Origin of the sequence: Chryseobacterium viscerum (genome assembly GCF_002899945.2) — a bacterium.
GTDB lineage: Bacteria > Bacteroidota > Bacteroidia > Flavobacteriales > Weeksellaceae > Chryseobacterium > Chryseobacterium viscerum.
In genome coordinates, this window is record NZ_PPEG02000003.1 from 622868 (window position 1) to 637507 (window position 14640).

Sequence of the window (14640 nt, forward strand, 5' to 3'; positions counted from 1 at the left end):
GTATTTATTGATATTCCCAGAGGTCTGTAATCAGAATACCTTTGGATAAAATTAGATAAAGCTATGTCAGTAAATCGTATGAAAGAAGTAGCCGGAATTATCATTCCGGACAGTAAAATTGCAACAGAAGCAACAGAACTTCTATTGGAACACGGAACAGAATTTATTTATAACCACTCCCTTCGTGTTTTTCTCTTTTCCTCACTGAATGCCAAACGCGAAAATAAGGCTCACGACTCCGAATTGTTATACGTTGCATCCGTATTCCATGATCTGGGGCTGGTCTCCCATTACAGCAGTCCGGAGCTGAGATTTGAAGTAGATGGAGCCAATGCAGCAAGGGACTTTTTAAAAGGTCATGGTATTGCTCAGGATAAATTACAATTGGTATGGGATACCATTGCCCTTCATACCACCATTGGAATTGCAGAACATAAAGAGAATGAAGTAGCCTTAATGTATTCAGGAGTAGGACTGGACGTGATTGGAGAAGGATATGAAAACCTGAGTACAGAACATCGGGAGGAGATCATAAAAGCTTTTCCGAGAAATGATTTTAAAAAGAAAATTATTCCTACATTTTTTGGTGGTTTTGAGCATAAAACAGACACTACTTTTGGAAATATAAAAGCCGATGTCTGTGCTTTCATGATCCCGAATTTTAAAAGAAAAAACTTCTGCGACTGTATTTTACACTCCCCATGGTCAGAATAAGCTGATATTTCTGCCTGAAAATAATTAGTATACAATCATTTTTAAGCTGTTGAAAAACAACTTTTTGTAACAGCCCGAAAATAAACGGGCTGTTTGTTTTTAGGAGAAATCCAGATTATATCCAGTTCTCTATAAGATGAAGCCAGAGGGCCTTTTCTTCATTCAGCAGAAAGACAGCAGATGATTTTCTTCGGGTTGTCGTTTCTCCTGTAATCTGAGTTTCAATATAAGCAGCAAGTCCATGATGATCAGTATGATTCACTTCTATATTTTCGACCTGAATACTGCGTTCCGGAAATTTCCCAAATACACTCGGAAGCCACTCTGAAAGCATAGATAAGGTCACAGTATCCCCATTTCCATTGATCATTTTGAATTCCGGAGAAAATCCGGACAATAATTCCTGATAAAGATCTTCCTGATTTTCCGTTTTTCCCTGGAACCATTTCTCAATATTCTGGTGAAAACCTTCTATTTCCTGAATGATTTTTTCTGTATTGCTCATATTTAAATGTATATTATTTTTTGATTGTAAACTATTTTTAATTCATGATTTTCCTTAATCTGCTTCCTGCCCATATTCCGATGAGTTGAAAAGCTCCAATCATCCCTACAGCGGCAACAAATGCTTCTGTGAACCCCAGAACTTGAATCAGATTAAAGAATAAAGTCCCAATAACAACTCCACCTGTGACACTTCCAATCTGAATGCCAATACTTACCAACCCTGAAGCTTGTCCTGCTTTATCTCTGGAAACCAAAGAAATTGCGGTGCGCATCATCACAGGCATAATGGTACCATGCCCGAATCCGGCGATAAACAAAGTAATATGGGTGGTAAAAGATGGTTCTTGCTGAAAGTAAAAAGCTACAGCACTCATCACAAAACCTGTCATCAACAATCCCAATCCCATATAGATCATTTTGGGAGCCGTGAGCTTTATCCGCGAGGTAATAAGAGGGGCCAGAAAAAAGGCAAGTCCGTAAGGGACTATGGCAAGCCCTGTCTGCATTGAGTTTTGGTGGAGAAACTGTTGCAGATAGTAAGGATAACAAATGAATAAACCCGCCGTGAAATTGTAGAAGAAAATAATCAGAAGGCTTAATACAAAAGGTTTCTGTTGTAACAGTACGGGATCTATAAGGACGGGACGATTTTTTTGCAGTTGTTTCTTCTCGTATTGTAAGAATGTGATTAAGAGTAATATTCCAGCAAAAAGGATCCCGAAAATCCACCAGGCCCATTCAAATTTCTGTCCGAAAATAAGAGGGCAAATAAGCATCAGCAAAGCGGTGATTAATAACAAAGCGCCTATAAAATCTATACTTGTCTGTTCCTTCTTATGACTATCGTCCATGGTAAAATGGATGCCCAAAAGGCAGATAATCGTAATCGGTACATTCACTAGGAATACTATCTCCCATGAAAAAGAACCCCAATGCATACTGAGAAGAAGTCCGCCAAGCAATTGTCCAATCACAGAAGCAAGACCAAATACGGAACTGAAAAGACTTACAGCCTTAGGTTGCTCCTGATTGCTGAAAAGATCCTTTATAGAAGCCAATACCTGCGGAGCAAGCAGTGAGGCACCAACCCCCTGAAAAAGCCTGAAAATAATCAGCCATGTAACATCAGGAGAAAAAGCACAGGCAAGAGATGAAAACAGAAAAATATATAATCCTGATATGAATACCTTTTTACGCCCGTAAATATCCCCAAGCCTTCCGCCACACACCACAAGTGCAGCATAAGTGAGTCCATAAATGGCAATTACCATCTGCAGCTGATGATCACTGGCTTTGAATGCTTTTTTGATAGAAGGTAAAGCCATATTGACAATAAAATAATCCAGAGGGGAAAGAAATGCTCCTGCAATCAGAAAATTGAGAGCCTGCCATCGTTTTGGATATACGTTCATAATTTTTTTACACAAAAATACCCCGTTAGTATTCTGTTAAAATTGTACTTTTGGAGGAAAATCCAGTGTGTAATGAAAGGAATACATCTTGAAGAAATCGATGTAAAGGAAATAAAACTGAAAGAGGAAGAGATCACATTTAAAACAAAGACGTTTCTTTCATTCGTTTATATTGTCAAAGGAAATGGTACGTTGAGGTATGATGACCGCAATATCAATTTTACGCAGGGTAAACTGTTCATTATTCCGCAGCAGGAGGTTTATCAATTTAAAAGTGAAGCGGCTCAGCTTATCAGTATCCAATGTCCGATTGAGTTTATTGATAAAATCCGTCTGGAGGCAGATCGTATTGAAAGCTGTGAGAATCTATATAAATTGCAATACATCAGTAATAATTACCATGCCCGGGCAGGCTGTGTTTTCCGGAATAAAAATGATGAACAGTTTGCAGAAACCCTTATCCTACAGATCGCCAATGAATTCAAAAACAAGGCTGAAGATTATCTTATTATCCGCAACTGTATGTCAATTCTGCTTAATCTTATTGCCCGAAATATCATTCAAAGTGAAACATCTGATCTTCAGCAAAACCGGAAAGCTTTTTCCATTATGAAGATCATTGCTTATATTCAACAGCATATAAAAGACCGTGAAAAAACTGGAATTCAGGTTATTGCTGCCCATTTTGGAATTTCAGGGAATTATTTCGGGGAGTATTTTAAACAGCAAACCGGAATTTCCTATCAGGATTATTTGTTGGATTATCGCCTGAAGTTGGTAGAAACCTATTTGAAATACAGCAGTGTTCGATTGAGTGAAATTGCCTATGAGCTCCAATTCAGCGATGAAAGTCATTTGTCTAAAATTTTTAAAAAGCATAGGGGAGTGACTCCCGGTGAATACAGGAAAAACCTCAAATAGAGACGTATTAAAACAGTGTTTTATTGGTTTTGTAACAGCTGTTTCCTGTATTTTATTCCCCATTCTCCCATTGTATCGATGATGATGTGGAGGCTTTTTCCAAAATCTGTAAGTTCATATTCTACAGATATAGGCATCGTATTATGCTGGGTACGTTCGACAAGATTATTCATCTCCAGTATTTTGAGCTCTTTAGATAATGTTTTCGAAGCAATATTGTCTACCTGCCGTTTCAGATCCATAAAACGCATTTTTCCTTCATAGTACAGATGGCTGATGATAATGGTTTTCCACTTTCCATCGAGCAAATAGACGGTATCCCGTACTCCGCGGATATAATTTTTACATTCCGGATTAAGTTCTGTTTTTTCTTTTTTCATGTCTGAAAATTAGTATTTCAAATTTACTGAAATCATCCGATAAAATAGGTTTTTTGATCACTTGGTTACCTTTTGGTAACTGGTTACTGACGGGTAACAGGTGGTATTACGCAACCATAAACGGCATAACTTTGTACCCATGAAATAAGAACGGAATAAAAATGAAAAACCGTTTTAGAATACAAACAATAACAAATAAAATATTAAAATTATGTCAATAAAAGAAGCCTTGAACTGGCGGTCTGCGACCAAAAGTTATAACGGAAAAAGTATAGAGAAAGAAAAGATTGAGCAGATCATGGAAGCTATCCGGCTGGCTCCATCAAGTTCAGGATTGCAGCCTTTCAGAGTTTTTGTGATTACCAACAAAGAACTCAGAGAACAGTTGCAACCTATTTCCTGCCAGCAGCAGCAGATTGTACAGGCTTCTCATATCCTGGTTTTTGCTGCCTGGGATGAATATACTCCAGAAAGGGTAGATTCTTTCTTTGAATTCAGTAATCAGGAAAGAAACCTGCCTTCCAGCGCTACAGACGACTACCGCCTCAATTTATTGGGAATGCTGGACAAAAAAAACAAAGATCAGCATTTTGTGAATGCTTCTCTTCAAACGTATATTGCTTTGGGTTTTGGTCTTCTGGCAGCTGCTGACCTCAAAATTGACGCCACTCCTCTGGAAGGATTCGACAGTCAGGCAGTGGATGCTTTATTAAAATTGCCGGAACAGGGATTAAAGAGTACGGTGATGATGGCTTTAGGATATAAAGACGAAGATAAAGACTGGTGGGGAAAACTCAAAAAGATCCGCAGATCGAATGAAGAACTCTTTGTAGAGTTGCATTAAAGACCGTAATATCAGCAAATCAAATAAAAAGAGGCCTTAAAAAGGCCTCTTTTTGTATTTTTCATATTTTGCAGGGTAGGAATTATAAAACCTGAAGTTCTTTAAAGACCTCAATAATAGCTTCAATAAGCCCTTTATCTATAGCTTTTTCCGAAGCCAAATCTGGTAACAGGGCTCTTAAGTCACCATGGTCATCACGCTCAATAACCACTTCAGTGCCATCCACATCTACATAAAGCTTATATCCATGAGAGAATGTAGCAAGCTTTCCATTGAAAATCAGTTCTTTACCCTTATACATTACCGGTACTTCAAATTCTTCCATTGCTGTGAGTTTCTATTGGTTTAAATTCCGGGTAAATGTCGGAAATTTTTAATTCATATTATCATACAAATTGTAATGATAAAGCCAAAAAATACAAATTGCTAAAATTATTTATAGGGTAAAATCTGTATATTTATCCTTAGTTATGAAAGCATTTCTAAAACAGGAATGACCAATGGAATTGAAACAAACCCCTATGAAAAATAAAATCACCCTTTTCTGGTTCAGACGTGATTTGAGGCTGGAAGACAATGTCGGTCTGCATCACGCCCTTCAATCTAAAGCTCAGGTATTGCCCATTTTTATATTTGACAGTGATATTCTCGGAAAGCTGGAAGATAAGGAAGACCGAAGAGTAGACTACATTCATCAGGCTTTGACAGGTATCAATACTGAATTAAAAAAATACCATTCAGCAGTCAATACTTATTATGGTAAACCCATAGAGATATTCAGAGAATTATCAGAAGAATATGATATTCAAGGTGTTTTCTGTAACCGGGATTATGAACCTCAGGCTATTGAAAGAGATAAGGAGGTCTATTACTTTTTCACAGAAAAGAATATTCCTTTTAAAGCCTATAAAGACCAGGTCATTTTTGATAAAGATCAGATCATTAAAAAAGATGGTTCTCCCTATACCGTTTATACGCCTTTTGCAAAAAAATGGAGGGAGGCATTAACGTCTGAACAGTATAAGTCTGTAGAATTAAATCTTAACAATTTCTTTCCACAAAAACATGCTGATATCCTCACATTAAAAGAAATCGGGTTCACAAAGACAGAATTTAATTTTATAGAACCTGTTCTGGAAGCTTCAATTATAGATGATTATGATCAATACCGTGATTATCCGGCCTTACAGCATACCACACAACTAGGAATTGCTTTACGCTTTGGAACAATCAGTATCAGACAATGTGTGGCTTTTGCATTGAAGCATAATGCGACATGGCTTTCGGAATTGATCTGGCGTGAATTTTTTATGCAGATTTTGTATCATTTTCCTCAGGTCGTTCATCAATCCTTCAAAAGACAGTATGACAATATCAATTGGCGGAATAATGAAGATGAATTTAAACACTGGTGCGAAGGAACTACAGGATATCCCATTGTAGATGCCGGAATGAGAGAACTTAATCAGACAGGATATATGCACAATCGTGTGAGAATGATTGTGGCGAGCTTCTTATGTAAACATTTACTGATCGACTGGCGATGGGGAGAAGCCTATTTTGCCTCAAAACTGAATGATTATGATTTGTCTGCCAATAATGGAAACTGGCAGTGGGCGGCAGGCAGTGGTTGTGACGCTGCTCCTTATTTCAGGGTTTTCAATCCGACTGCTCAGGTTGAAAAGTTTGATAAAGAGTTTCTTTATATTAAAAAATGGCTTCCAGAATGGAATACTTCGGCATATCCGGCTCCGATCGTAGAACATGCCTATGCCCGGGAAAGAGCTTTAGCAGAATATAAAAAAGGATTGGCATAAATAATAGAGGATCAAAAAATGCCCAATGACTATAAAAGTCACCGGGCATCAACCAAATTGATAATATATGAAAAGTTACTTATTAAAGTAAACGAAACATCATATTGTTTTCAGGTACAACTCCTGTAATTCCTGTGCTGTAAAGGCTTTGGAAGGTAAGTTCTGTACAAGCTCTCCCTGCTTCATGATCCCGATATTGGTGGCAACACTTACCGCATTGAAAATATCGTGGGTAGCCATTAAAACAGTTCTGCCTTCTTTGCCCAGCTGACGCACAATTTCTGTAAATTCTGCTGTAGCAATGGGATCCAGTCCGCTGGTAGGCTCATCAAGAAGAAGCACTTTGGCATCTTTGGCGAGGGCAATGGCAATTCCTACTTTTTGGCGCATTCCTTTGGAATATCCTCCCAATGCTTTTTGATGAGCGGTTTCCTGCAGGCCGGTACGCTGAAGTAATGCAGATAATTCATCTTTCTGATAATCAAACCCTGCAATTTTGGAGAAAAAATCGAGATTTTCAATTCCTGTAAGATGAGGATATAAAAGAACCGTTTCAGGGATATAAGCCAGATGCTTTTTAATCTTTTGAGGCTCATTCTGTACAGAAATATCATTGATGAAAGCATCCCCGGACGTCGCTTTAATAAGTCCCAGAAGAATATTGATCGTCGTACTTTTACCCGCACCATTTTGTCCGAGAAGAGCAAATATTTCTCCTTTCTTTACTTCCAGATTAAGAGCGTGAAGGGCGGTAAAATCGTTGTATTTTTTATGTAAGTTGATTGTTTTTAGCATAGTTTTCTGTATTTATTTTGTGAAAGGATAAGGAATAAAGCAATAAAGATGAGGTAGGGCAGCAATATCTGAAGGAACTTTACCTGTTCAGAAGAACTGAAAACCTGTATAGTTTGCTGTGACCAGTCTATAGACTCGGCATTCTTTCCCGAGAAAATAAGAGGATAGAAGAATAGTCGTTTTTCTTCATGAAACTTCTTAAGTGAAGAAGCATACTGCAAATGATTTTTCATGTCAGTTTTTGCCAGATGACTTTCTACGAGCTGGGTATGGAGATTGGGAAGGAGGTAGCCCAAATAGAGAGCGGCCTGGTTTCTTTTCTGCATTTTTTCAGTATACTGCTCAGATGATTTCGAAGATTCAAGATCTCCCATATGCTGCATGGCATAATACCATGTCCAAGTGAATGTATCATTTTCTTCCACCGTGAAATTTCTGTATTGGGGATATACTTTGTAAAACTTTTCCATCGTAGGACGTTTAGCCTCATCCCATTTGTTGTGATAGCCTTCTCTTTGCTCCATGACCGCTTTAAGGGATTCGTTAACAGGATAGATCTTTTGAATCAGGATATTACTGCTCATCGGAATAATAAAATTGATGCTCACCCATACAATAAGAAGGATCAATGCATTCTGAGCCGAAGATTTCCGGAAAGAAATAATCCATCTGCACAAAGCAAACCAGAACAATATATAAAGCCATCCGCTGATACCAAAAACAATATAGTATAGGTCTAAGGGTATTTGTATCCAAACTGAAGCAATAATCATTAACGCCAGATACACAGCCGTTATGGCCAATAACCGAATGAGCATCTTATGATCCAGCAGCTTTTTTAGATTACCGCTTTGAACCGAAAGGAGCTTCCATGTTCCTCTTTCTTCTTCCTCAGAAATCAGATTATAGCAGAATGCCACAATGACCAATGGAAAAAGGAAAACAAGAACAAAACTGAAATCAAAGTTTCCAACAGCTGCATTGGCAGGATTATAAAAATCAGAATTGTAGCGCTGTTCTTCCAGATTCCGGATGGTTACTCCCTGGATCGATGGGTTCAAATCACGCATACCGATATTTAAAGCAGCCAGTTTGGGAGTTTCATTCACCAGATTGAATTTGATATAATAAAGAACTAAACCAAGATCATCTTTATGAAACTTTGTATTCCTTTCAATACTTTCTTTCTGATATGCTCCGCTTTTGGAGATAATATCTTCATTGCGATCCAGAAATTTTTTCCCTGTATAAATGGCCATAAGCCCGGCCATGAACAAAAATAACAATGCAATGATATACGCTTTGTTACGGTAAAATTGGATATATAAATAACGATTCATTTAGATTAATTTTAATTTTCTTCCACTTAATTCGATTGCAATAATGCTTAGAGCCAGCCAGAAGACTAAAGCTACAGCGGGTATCAACTGTTCTTTCAGACTGTAGAAAACAGAGGTGTATTGGTAGTTAAAATCCGGGAATTTCTTCCAGTTGTCTTTATCAATAATGGCAGGAGGTCCGCCTTTTTCAGGTTTTATATTGCTGATATGCTCAATCTGGAGATCATTTAAATGCTGGGCCATCTTGTAACGGTACTTTTCAGCCTGTTTCTGAAATTGTATGTAGGAGAAAAAATCGGTGCCTGTCACAATCATTGAAAAGTTTTTAATAGCAATGGCTGGATTGATCAATCCGGAAATGTCAGTTAGGTTTTGTTGTTTATTGTAAATAAACTGCAGTTCTTTTTGATGTCTGATATAAATCTGAGAACTTATTTTTTCCCCTTCTTTCATTACAAATCCGCCATAGTTGAAAGGAAGTTCATTGGTAGTACTTACTTTATAATGAGCCAGCAAAGAATCTTTGATCTTTTTGAAATGAGGATCATCAGGATTGTGACTGTCTCCCGATTTTAGAATATCCTTTTCCAGGTTGGTTTCGAAAGCAATACGCGAAGGAGCAGGATATAAATTCTGAGCAGCAAACTGAACACCTTTAGGCAGGACAATAATGAAAAGAAGCCAGAATCCGATAAGACTGATCAGCGCTGAAGATGTACTTCTGCTGTTCGCAGAAACCACCACTGTCAAAGTGCTGATAAAGAAGTAATAGATCATATAAGCTGGTAATAAGAACAACAATCGTATCAAAATATCAGCAGAATCTGTTGTTTCTGACATCAACGCTGCCACGAAAACGACAGGAATTACGGGAATCAGGAAACATAATGAAAACAACCAGAGTCCCAGAATTTTTCCCCAGATAATATCCCGGCCTGAAGCGCCCTGCACACTGATAATTTTTAATGTGGCATTCTCACGTTCCTGTACAATTAATCCAAATCCTAAAAAAAGAATAATCAGAGGAACGATACTCTGTAAAATAAATGCACTGCTGAAAGCCCCGAATCTTACCAAGGTCCCTGAGCTTCCCGCTTCTGAGAGATTGGCTGTATTCTGTTTATGGGCTTCCAGAAATATGACATTTCCAAGATAATCATCCAGCCCGTTATCAAAAATATTCAAAGGATGGCCAATTCTGAAAACGAGATACCCATAATGAGCCATACGGTGCGGATGTTTATCAGGTCTGTGTTCCCAGTTTTCCCGAACTTCTTTCCGGTATTCTTTTATTTTTGAAAAAGAATCTTCATATTTTGAGAACCCAATGCCGATGCTCAGCATACAGAAGAAGAGTACAGCGATAGTGATGAGCAGGGTCTGTTTTGCTTTAAACAAATCCTGCCAGGTCTTTCTCACAATCAGTTGTAAGTTTGAAATAGCCATAATTTAAAATTTATAAGTAGCAGTTAGTAAATAATTTCTTGGTGTTCCCGGAAACAGCCTTAAGTAGTTCTGAGCTCCGACCCAGTAGGCTTTATTGGTAATATTATTAAGGTTAAAAGCCAACTGAACAGACTTTGCAGGAGTGTAATACAATGCAACATCTATTGTAGCATATGCCGGAAGCTCAAAACTTCTCGTAAACCACGGAACTTTTGAACTTTGATACAGCATTCCTGCACCTATTCCAAAGTCTTTTATCAAATCAATGGTTGAAAAATTGTAACGTGTCCAGATATTGACAGCGTTTTTAGACGTATTTTCTTTCCTTTTCCCCACGAGATCAGGATTAGAATCATCCAATATTTTAGCATCAATATAACTGTAACCTCCGTAAATGTGCCATTGTGGAAGGATATGTCCGGAAAAATCGGCCTCAAAACCACGGCTTCGGTCGGCACCCCGCTGTATAAGCTCATCAGGTTCCGAAGGATTATTGGCATTGATTAAAATATTCCTCTGGTTAATCTCATAAATAGCAAGATTCAATGATATCCTGCCGAAAAGCTGAGCTTTGATTCCCAGTTCTTTAAGGTCAGAAGTAAGAGGCTTAAATCTTGCTGCAGAACCTGTAAGACTGGAAGTATTGGGCATTAAAGTTACCGTATTGGATTGCGGCTGATAACCGGTAAGATAAGTTCCGTATACATTAATATGATCCGTCAAGCTGTATGTAATACCGAACCTGTACAGAAGTTTGTTGTTTTGGAAAGAAGATTCATTAGACTCATTAAAATTGGTGGTGTCCTGAAACCATTCCTGACGTATGCCTGATAGTATTTTAAACTTTTTCCAGGTGAAAAGATGCTGAATATAAGCAGCATGAGTTGTTGTAAGAGCAGAAGGCAAAGGAGTGATGACATTAAGCGTATTAAAATCAGCACCCTGATAATTTACTGCTCCCGGATTCAAATCAAATGGAGTGACGTTGGGCTTAGGAATTATGGTTCCATTATAATTGGTGGTTTGATAATCAGAAGCCTTTGCAGGATTGTATGAAGAAGCTACAGAGCCGTTCTTTAAAAGAAAACCTCTTGCTGCATTCTGCTGGCCTCCTTGACGTTTTTCCCATCTCTGGCTGTCATAGCCTATTAAAGCCTGATGCTGAACAGACCCGGTTTTAAAATTGAAATTAAAATAAGCATTCACATTATCGGTTGCCCAATTTTGTTTTCTTTGAACAAACTGCATCATTGCGAGACTGGAAACGGGTTTATTATCTATATCGGGAACAAAAGAATTGGTTGTTCTGTGTTCCTGAAGATTTTCTCTCCAGTATTGCTTCATATAAGACGCATTGAAGCTGATATTTTTGTTAAAATGATGCGCCAAACTTCCCATTAAAATAAGCTCTCTGGTTTTAAAAAAATCATCAGGAGAGCCAAGATTTAATGTTCTGGGAGTACTGTTCAGATCTGTTTTCCCCGCAACGGCCCCGAAAATAGGCTGTCCCCGGTCCAGAGTTCCATAAAGATCATTGAAAATCATTTCTACATTGACAGACGTTTTTTCGTTGGGAACAAACGTGAGGGAAGGAGAAATTAAAATACCGCTGTTTTTGACATGGTCTCTGAAAGAATGAGCATTCTGATACGCTCCGTTAAAACGATACAGTAATGTTTTACTCTTATTTAAAGGACCTGTAAGATCTGTTGTGACACGGTATGTATCAAAGCTGCCTCCGGATAAACTGATCTCATGGCGGGGAGTTGATAAGGGCTTTTTGGTCACCATATTAATTGTACCTCCAGGATCAACACTGGACATGGTGATGCTTGCTGGACCTTTGAAAACTTCTACACGCTCTATATTGGGGGTCATAGGCTGTAAAAAATAATACTGTCTTGTCCGCATTCCATTGATAATCTGCCCTTCTTCATTCTGGCTGATTCCCCTGATGTTGTATTGATTGTAATAGCTGGAAGGAGAAACTCCGTTTATATTTTTCATGACATCACCAAGCTGAAAGGCCTGGCGGTCGGTAATCAGTTCTTTGGTAACCGTATTAAGCGTTAAGGGAAGATCTTTATTTTTCATTGCAATCTTGGTGGCGGCAAAAGAATAATCGGAGGTATAACCTTTAGACTTCCTTCCGATAATTTCAACGGTTTGTACCACTGTAGATAAAGAATCTGCAGGGCGGGATTGAGCATAAAAAAATGAGGATGCTGTAATGAAACTTAGACTAAAAAGCTTCACAGAATTAGAAGGAATACAATGAATTATTCCCGAATAATAAAAATTATTGGTAATCATGAATAGAGTTGAACGGGCAATACAATATGCCCCATTAATAAAAGGATAGTTTCAGCGGTGTGAAGACCTAAGTATCCACGGAATAACAGTACAGACTATAGAATCTGTATGGAGAAATAAAGGCAGCGTAGATTAAGCTACCGTGAAAAATGCAGCGGGTGGAGCTCTGGAGCTGAAAAAGTCGAGAAGACAACGGTATGAAATAGCTTTTGGTTGTGGCATTTCGTTGTCATTTGTAGTATTGATTGCAAAATCCATGTCCATAGGTTCAGGAAGAAGGATATTGTTCATGTGCATATGAAGGGCACACTGGCATTCGTCATCCTGGGAAAAAGTAGGGATTTTCTCTTCTTTGGAACCTTTTTTATAGGTCACCTTACTTTTGGAGTGTTGAGCATGATCTAGGCATGTACTTACACCGCTGACATTAGAAACGAATATCAGAAGTAAGGAGAAAACAAAAAAGACTCTGAGGAATTTTTGCATAATAGAAAACAAAAGTACAATTTAATTTGATAAAAATTGAATAATGAATAAAAAGTAACACATGTTTTTCAGTTTTATGCCAAGTAAAAGGGCTGAACGTTCTTATTAATCAGTAAGAAATAATAAAGTTTTAAGAATATTAAGAGACAGCTACGCTTCAAAAAGCTTAGATTCCGGAGAGACTGGATGATTATACCTGAGAAAATAGTTTGAATTTAAGAGCTCCATTACAGTTTTCCATAGCGGTATGATTCAGATCATACTTCGCAGCCCGGGTGCTTGTTATATTTGAACCATAGAAAATTTCATATTTCTAACAAATTACAGTATAACCTCCTGATGATTCAGGAGGTTTTTTTATGGCAAGCTTTAAATAGGTCAAATTATTTTTTTACTAAAGCTGAGAGATCTCAATATTGGCTTTTTTCTGCTTAATAAACTGAAAAACAGATCCTGCTATAAAAATAACAAAGATGATCAAAAGGGTCTGACCGATTATTGGATCTTTGATGTCTTTGGCTAATGGATGCCCTATGGGAACCCTTGTAAAAGTTTCGTTAATAGTCGGAACTAGGGACAGAAAAAAGCTAAATGACAACAGGAAATTCTCAAAATATCTTGCCTTATTGACGCTCTTTTTATAGGAGAAGAGGAAGTGAGCGATAGAAATCAAAACGATTATGAATAATGAGAACACATGTCCTGCATTGAAGCCACCATGTTTTGAGATGCCTAATGCTGAAAGTGACGTAATGAGAGTCGCATAAAAATAGACTTTCCCGGATAGCTGATCCAGATTGATTTTACCATATTTAATAAATCCTGTGATAGCGCCAATAATGGCAAGTATACCAATAATGGTATGAAAAATTCCTAAACTTGATAGACTCATATGTATATTATTTTACTATTTGTACTCATTCAATTTCTTATAATGAAACATTTCTTTTTACCTTCTTTATGAAAGTCTGAAGAGAAGTTATTCCCTGAAACTGATGGTACAAATTTGCGATAGAAGCACTGAAATAATTTTGTGATTTAGTTCAAGTATTTGACAATTTGGTCCAAAAAAAGCATTCCTTATTTGAGTAAGAAATGCTTATGCTATGATATAAAAATATTCGTTGATTATTTTTCTTTTTGTTCCTGGCGATAACCTGAGGGAGGAACATGGTATTTATCACTAAAATTTTTTGTGAAAGTTGCCAGATCATTGAATCCGCAGTCCAATGCTATGTCCGTAATGCGTTCATCTGATATTAAGAGCAATTCGGCAGCTTTTTCTAATTTTTTGTTTCTGATATAATTGGCAGGCGTGTCATTATATAACTTTGTGAATTCCCTTTTAAAGGATGATATACTAAGATTGCTTTGTTCCGCAAGCTGTTCAATCGTTAGCTGTGAAAATACGTTGGCTTCAATGATCTGCTTAAAAGAGTAAGCCGTTGGGGAGAAAAGTTGCGACAAGATCTGCTGAATTGCCTTTGCATTCTGGGATTGAGCCAGCAATAGCATGATTTCTTTTAATTTAAGAATTAAGAGCCTGTTTAAAAACGGTATAAAAAAAGAGTAAGGGTTACTCATTGGCTTAAAAATGTCAATTTAGAGCTGCAAAACAAAAAAATTGATGTATCCAACAGACTTAACTCTTACTCAGTGGCAATT

At 37.6% G+C, this 14640-nt stretch carries 15 protein-coding genes; 4 read left to right on the top strand and 11 right to left on the bottom strand.

Features of this window, described 5'->3' with window-relative positions; all coding sequences use genetic code 11:
• The first annotated feature begins 63 nt into the window (after positions 1–63).
• Positions 64–714, top strand: a complete 651-nt coding sequence (locus tag C1634_RS09350) for an HD domain-containing protein (RefSeq protein ID WP_109738301.1) — start codon at positions 64–66, stop codon at positions 712–714.
• Between the two features lie 115 nt (positions 715–829).
• Here C1634_RS09350 and C1634_RS09355 read toward each other — a convergent pair whose 3' ends face one another.
• Positions 830–1219, bottom strand: coding sequence for a hypothetical protein (locus C1634_RS09355; RefSeq protein ID WP_103232898.1), 390 nt, complete (start codon positions 1217–1219; stop codon positions 830–832).
• 37 nt (positions 1220–1256) lie between these two features.
• Positions 1257–2633 carry an MFS transporter gene (locus tag C1634_RS09360; RefSeq protein ID WP_109738302.1) on the bottom strand — a complete coding sequence of 459 codons (1377 nt, stop codon included), beginning with the start codon at positions 2631–2633 and terminating at the stop codon, positions 1257–1259.
• 72 nt (positions 2634–2705) lie between these two features.
• Here C1634_RS09360 and C1634_RS09365 point away from each other — a divergent pair, with 72 nt between their 5' ends.
• A complete protein-coding gene (locus tag C1634_RS09365; protein WP_103232899.1) occupies positions 2706–3554 on the top strand; it encodes an AraC family transcriptional regulator in 849 nt (282 codons plus the stop codon).
• A gap of 20 nt (positions 3555–3574) precedes the next feature.
• Here the strand turns inward: C1634_RS09365 and C1634_RS09370 are convergent, their stop codons facing one another.
• Complete coding sequence (locus C1634_RS09370; protein ID WP_103232900.1) at positions 3575–3934, bottom strand: winged helix-turn-helix transcriptional regulator; 360 nt, start codon at positions 3932–3934, stop codon at positions 3575–3577.
• Between the two features lie 211 nt (positions 3935–4145).
• On the opposite strand from C1634_RS09370, the gene C1634_RS09375 reads away from it, so the two are divergent.
• Positions 4146–4778, top strand: a complete 633-nt coding sequence (locus tag C1634_RS09375; RefSeq protein WP_103232901.1) for an NAD(P)H-dependent oxidoreductase — start codon at positions 4146–4148, stop codon at positions 4776–4778.
• Between the two features lie 82 nt (positions 4779–4860).
• Here C1634_RS09375 and C1634_RS09380 read toward each other — a convergent pair whose 3' ends face one another.
• Positions 4861–5103 carry a hypothetical protein gene (locus tag C1634_RS09380; protein WP_103232902.1) on the bottom strand — a complete coding sequence of 81 codons (243 nt, stop codon included), beginning with the start codon at positions 5101–5103 and terminating at the stop codon, positions 4861–4863.
• Between the two features lie 196 nt (positions 5104–5299).
• On the opposite strand from C1634_RS09380, the gene C1634_RS09385 reads away from it, so the two are divergent.
• Positions 5300–6595: a cryptochrome/photolyase family protein gene (locus C1634_RS09385; protein ID WP_109738313.1), complete on the top strand. Its 1296-nt coding sequence runs from the start codon at positions 5300–5302 to the stop codon at positions 6593–6595.
• 99 nt (positions 6596–6694) lie between these two features.
• On the opposite strand, the gene C1634_RS09390 is transcribed toward C1634_RS09385, so the two are convergent.
• From C1634_RS09390 to C1634_RS09420, 7 genes are all read right to left on the bottom strand, one after another.
• The gene (locus C1634_RS09390) at positions 6695–7390 is read right to left on the bottom strand and encodes an ABC transporter ATP-binding protein (RefSeq protein WP_103232903.1); all 696 of its coding nucleotides are present in this window, start codon (positions 7388–7390) and stop codon (positions 6695–6697) included.
• The gene (locus C1634_RS09395; RefSeq protein ID WP_103232904.1) at positions 7384–8730 is read right to left on the bottom strand and encodes a DUF3526 domain-containing protein; all 1347 of its coding nucleotides are present in this window, start codon (positions 8728–8730) and stop codon (positions 7384–7386) included. Before C1634_RS09395 ends, C1634_RS09390 begins: the two co-directional genes overlap by 7 nt.
• Positions 8731–10176: an ABC transporter permease gene (locus C1634_RS09400; RefSeq protein WP_109738303.1), complete on the bottom strand. Its 1446-nt coding sequence runs from the start codon at positions 10174–10176 to the stop codon at positions 8731–8733.
• A gap of 3 nt (positions 10177–10179) precedes the next feature.
• Positions 10180–12489 carry a TonB-dependent siderophore receptor gene (locus C1634_RS09405; RefSeq protein ID WP_109738304.1) on the bottom strand — a complete coding sequence of 770 codons (2310 nt, stop codon included), beginning with the start codon at positions 12487–12489 and terminating at the stop codon, positions 10180–10182.
• A gap of 132 nt (positions 12490–12621) precedes the next feature.
• Complete coding sequence (locus tag C1634_RS09410; protein WP_103235202.1) at positions 12622–12975, bottom strand: hypothetical protein; 354 nt, start codon at positions 12973–12975, stop codon at positions 12622–12624.
• 394 nt (positions 12976–13369) lie between these two features.
• Positions 13370–13867 (bottom strand): hypothetical protein, encoded by a 498-nt coding sequence (locus C1634_RS09415; RefSeq protein ID WP_103235201.1) that lies wholly within the window; start codon positions 13865–13867, stop codon positions 13370–13372.
• Positions 13868–14103: 236 nt separating this feature from the next.
• Complete coding sequence (locus tag C1634_RS09420) at positions 14104–14490, bottom strand: helix-turn-helix domain-containing protein (RefSeq protein ID WP_228410041.1); 387 nt, start codon at positions 14488–14490, stop codon at positions 14104–14106.
• Positions 14491–14640 lie beyond the last annotated feature (150 nt).